We start from the raw sequence: 4,870 nt of genomic DNA, 5'->3' as shown, positions 1-4,870 counted from the left end.
ATCACATTGTTCAGGAACTTCTTGACCTTCATGTCACCCAGTCCGCCACGCTGATAGTGGGCCTTCAGTTCGTCCAGACTGCTGTACTCCGGCAGGAACTCCTGAAAATACTCCGGCTTGCAGAAAGCGTCCAGATAGACAAAGACCGGATTGCCCTCCACCTTGCCGGGGTCTTCTACCCGCAGATGGTTGGGGTCGGTGAACATGGACATGATCTTTTTGCGGATCTCCTCCGGCTCATCAGAGAGGTAGATGCAGTTGCCCAAGGACTTGCTCATCTTTGCCTTGCCGTCAATGCCGGGCAGCCGCAGGCACGCTTGATTGCTGGGGAGAATGATCTGCGGTTCTGTGAGCGTCTCTCCGTAAACGGCGTTGAACTTGTGGACGATCTCCCGGCACTGCTCCAGCATCGGCATCTGGTCTTCGCCGGCCGGAACAGAGGTTGCGTGAAATGCAGTGATATCTGCTGCCTGACTGATGGGATAGCAGAAAAAGCCTACAGGAATGCTTGCCTCGAAGTTGCGCATCTGAATCTCCGCTTTTACCGTGGGATTGCGCTGTACACGGGAAACTGTCACCAGATTCATATAGTAAAACGTCAGCTCCGTCAGTTCCGGTACCATGGATTGGATGAAAATCGTAGATTTTGCCGGATCCAGTCCGCATGCCAGATAGTCCAGTGCCACCTGAATGATGTTCTGCCGTACTTTTTCCGGATGCTCAGCGTTGTCTGTCAGCGCCTGTGCATCAGCAATCATAATATAGATCTCGTCGTACTTTCCGGAATTCTGCAACCGAACCCGTTCTTTCAGGGAACCCACATAGTGCCCAACGTGCAGCCGGCCGGTCGGTCGGTCCCCTGTTAAAATAACCTGCTTCATGGAAATTCTCCCTTTCCGATATTTTTTACCGTCCTCTATTATAGCACGTTTCGGCAGCATCGTCAACAGTCGGATTCCTGAAATGCCTGCCCGATGCAGGTGATCCGACTGCCATGTGGCGTCTTTTCTACACGAATCTGGTTCTCGAAGCGGTCGGAAAGTTCTGACACATGGGAGATGATGCCGATCATACGGCTGTGGTCGGAGAGCTGTTCCAGCAGACGGATGGCGTGATCCAGTGCCGTGGAATCCAGCGAGCCGAAGCCTTCGTCAATGAACATGGCATCCATTTGGATGCCGCCGGTCTGCTGCTGAACCGTGTCCGAGAGCCCCAGCGCCAGAGAGAGCGACGCCAGAAAAGTTTCTCCGCCGGACAGCGTTTCCACGGCTCTGCTCCGGTCGGTGTAGAAGTCCAGGATGTCCAGATTCAAGCCGGAGGAGATGTTGCGTTTTTTCTCATCCTGCCGGCGCACAAACTGATATCTTCCGCCAGAAAGCTGGTAGAGCTTTTGGTTCGCCTGTTCCAGCACCTGATTGAAATAGTAGGTCTGGACAAAGCGCTCGAAAGAGATGCGCTCTGTTCCGCCCTGCTGTCCTGTAATCATGCGGTATAGCTTGCGGTATCGCTGGGCTGTTTTCGCATGCTGCTGTAGGATATCCGCCTGCTCTGCCGTCTGTGCGGCGATTTTTTCGGTTGCTGTGCAATGGTTTTCCAAAGCGTGCAGTTTTTGCTGCATCTGGTCGAGCTGCCGGCGCAGCGCCTGCCACTCCTGTTCTTTCTGCGCAACGGGATACGCCGGAGCTTCTCCTGCTGCCTGCTGCAGATGCGCTGCGATCTCCTGCAATCCCGTCAGTTTCTCACGCTGCGCCTGCAATAATTCCGCCGCTTGTTTCTGCCGTTCCTGGCTCCGCCGAATCTCCGACTCCAGCGCTTGCAGGTGCTGCTGCGCCTCTGCCAGTGTGGCGTATTGCAGTTCGGACTGCATCTGTGTCAGCTGCGCCTGTTCGGCAGCGATGGAGGTTTCCAGCGTCTGCAGTTCCCCTTGCAGTGCTTCTCCGGCAGCCTGTACCTCCGGCAAACGCTGCTGCTGTTCCTGCAAGGCACTTCTCGCCTGCCGTTCCCGATTCAGCTGCGCTTGTAATGCATTCAGCTTTTGCTGCTGTATCTGTACGGATGCAGTCAGTGCCGTCTGCTCCTGCTGCAATGCTGCGGCATCCTGCGACACGCCGTTTTTCTCCGCAAATTCCTGACACTGCGCCTGCAGCATCCGGCAGCGTTCCTCCTGCACATTCAGCTGGTGCTTCTGCTGCTGCATGACCTCCTGCGCTTTCCGATAGTTTTTTTGTGCCGTTTTGAACTCGTCTTCCGTTACGACTGTACTGTCACACACTGCCGGATCGGGATGCTTCAAAGAACCGCACACCGGACAGGGCGTGTCGGGCTGCAGCTGTCTCGCCAGATTGCCAGCCATGTTCTGAAAGAACTGCTGTTCTACTCGATCGTACGCTGGCTTCTCCTTCTGAAAATAGACCTGATGGGCGTGGTCAGCGCATGTCTGACACTGATGCAGCAGCTCCGCTTCCTTTTCGCACTGGCGGAGCAGTGTTTTCAGCTGTGCCAGAATCTCCTGCCGCTGGTGAAGCTGTTCCATGGTGTGCTGTTCCTGCGCCAATTCCGCTGCGGGATTTCCCAGCTGTTCCAGTTCTGCGGATAGTGCCTGTATTTTTTTCTGCCGCTGTTCCTGTTCCTGCTGATTCCGCAGAAGCGCCTGTTTCTTGCGCTCCTGCGCCAGCTGCTGACTCTTACAAAATTCCTGCCGCTGTGCGACCTGCTGGTACATGGGCATGGTATAGGAGAGCAGTGTGTATTCCTCCTGCTTTTCCGGCAAGTGCGCTGTCTCCGCCTCCGTCCGGCGAAGTGCCTGTTCTGCAGCGGTGCATGCAGCTTCCGCCTGTGCCAGTGCTGCTGCATTTTCTTCCAGCTGGCGCAGCGTCTGGTTATGTGCCTTTCCACGCTCGATTTCCTGCAAAAGGGTGTCGCTGGTTTTCTGGCGTTTCTGTTTTTCCGCCGTCAGCGATCGCAGCTGTGCTGCTGCCGTTTCTCCCGACTGTTGCAGCATCTGGCACAACTCCGCTGCCACCGCAGCGCCGTCCCGTTCCAGCAGCAGCTGATATTGTCCTGCTGCCTCTTCATCAAGGGGAGCGATCTGGTGCAGGGCATAGCAGATTTCCCGTTCCTCGTTCTGTACCACCTGGGCTGCATCATCAGTCTTGGACTTCAAAAGCTCCTGCACTGATTTACAAGCGTAGGTCTGGAACAGCTGGCGCAGAATGTCCTCTTTTTCCGTAGAACTGGAAAACAGAAATTTCTGGAAAGCGCCCTGTGCGATCATGATGATCTGCCGAAACTGATTGGCACGCATGCCGGTGATTTCAATAATCTTGGCGTTTACCGCCTCTACACGTTCCGCCAGAACTGTGCCGTCCTCCGAATAAAGGGTCGCATTTTTTCCCTCGACGGTCATTCCATCGCCGTACAGCTTCTTGCGCTTGTATTCCAGATTTCGATAGACACGGTAGAATTTATCCCGGCAGAGAAAAGACAGCTCCACGCTGGTCTCTGTCATAGGCTCGCAGTATTGGCTGCGAAGCTGTTCCGGATTGCGCACGCCGCCGCTGGTCTCACCGTACAGGGCAAAGCAAATAGCATCAAAAATGGTGGTCTTTCCGGAGCCGGTGTCGCCGGTGACCAGAAAAACGCCAGCTTCTCCCATCTTTTCCAAGGGAATCTCATGCGTCCCCGGAAACGGCCCGAATCCGGAAATGCGTAAATACAACGGTTTCATGGATTCATTCCTACCTCCTCACAAATGTCTTTCAGAAGCGCCTCTGCCTCCGGATCTTCTGCTATAGGATACTGGCAGACATCTTGATAAAATGTTTCCAGCAGTTCCAGCAGCGTTTTAGTCGGAACGGCTGCTGCCTCTGTGCCTCTGTCCGCACCGCCGGCGTCCGCTCCTCCTGTTTCAGATACACCATTTCCAGCACATTGGGATAGACCGTGCGCAGACGTTCAATGGCATATGGCACCACCTTTTCATCCGTCAGCTCCACCCGAATCCAGTCCTCTGACGGCTCGGCACAGCGCAGCAGCTCCTCCAGCGGCCCTCGCAGTGTGCGCAGATTCGTCTGCACAGGGAGTTCCCGCTCTGTCACCTGAAGCTTGCCTTTCTCCCCAAATTCCAAGATAGTCACCGACTTCTTCTGCCGGCTCTCCGAGAACGAGTACTTCAAAATCGACCCGCTATAGCGAATCTTGCCTTTCTGCACCCACTGCGGTTTGTGAATGTGCCCCAGTGCCACATAGTCAAAGGGCGCAAACACCGCCGGATCTACGTTCTGCATCCCGCCAAGCTGCCACTCGGAGTCAGAACACTCCGGCGCAAAGGTAGCGTCCGTCACAAAGCCGTGGTAGAGCAGCAGATTGCGTTCAGCGGGACAAATGGGCGTTTGCTGAATCAGCTGCCCCAGAAGTTCCGAGAAGTCCTCCGGCTTCTGCTCCTTGAAAAATGACGCAGCTTCGTGAAATTTTACAAATGGCATAAGATAAATGTGCAGCGGGCCGCAGGCATCGGAAACGGTCACGCAGGGCAGTTCCCCACGGAATACGCCGACGATGTGAATGCGGTTCTCCTCCAAAAGACGGCTGCCGAATTGCAGGCGTTCCGGCGAATCGTGGTTGCCGCTGATGAGAAAGACCTGCACTTGCAGCTGCGCCAGTTCGGTCAGAAATGCATCGAACAGCGTGACAGCATCTGCCGGCGGAATGGGTTTGTCGTAGATGTCGCCGGCAAGGAGCACCCCTGAGATATGCTCCTCCTGTACCAGCTGCACGATCTGCGTCAGCATTTTCTCCTGCTGGGGCAGAAATGTCAGGCCATAAAATTTGCGCCCCAGATGCAGGTCGCTGATATGTAAGAATTTCAATG

General features: G+C 55.1%; 3 protein-coding genes. All 3 read right to left on the bottom strand.

The window, feature by feature from the left end:
• The coding region (gene trpS, locus QZL66_RS04835) for a tryptophan--tRNA ligase (RefSeq protein ID WP_293601865.1) at positions 1-881 on the bottom strand (881 nt) is incomplete at its 3' end.
• A 62-nt stretch (positions 882-943) separates the two neighbouring features.
• Positions 944-3,727 carry an AAA family ATPase gene (locus QZL66_RS04830; protein ID WP_022410607.1) on the bottom strand — a complete coding sequence of 928 codons (2,784 nt, stop codon included), beginning with the start codon at positions 3,725-3,727 and terminating at the stop codon, positions 944-946.
• 61 nt (positions 3,728-3,788) lie between these two features.
• Positions 3,789-4,870 (bottom strand): exonuclease SbcCD subunit D (locus QZL66_RS04825; protein WP_293601864.1); only part of this gene is annotated, 1,082 nt, incomplete at its 5' end.

This window comes from Ruminococcus sp. CAG:330 (assembly GCF_000437175.1).
Lineage (GTDB): Bacteria > Bacillota > Clostridia > Oscillospirales > Ruminococcaceae > Ruminococcus_C.
This window is presented reverse-complemented; position numbering and strand designations above follow the sequence as displayed.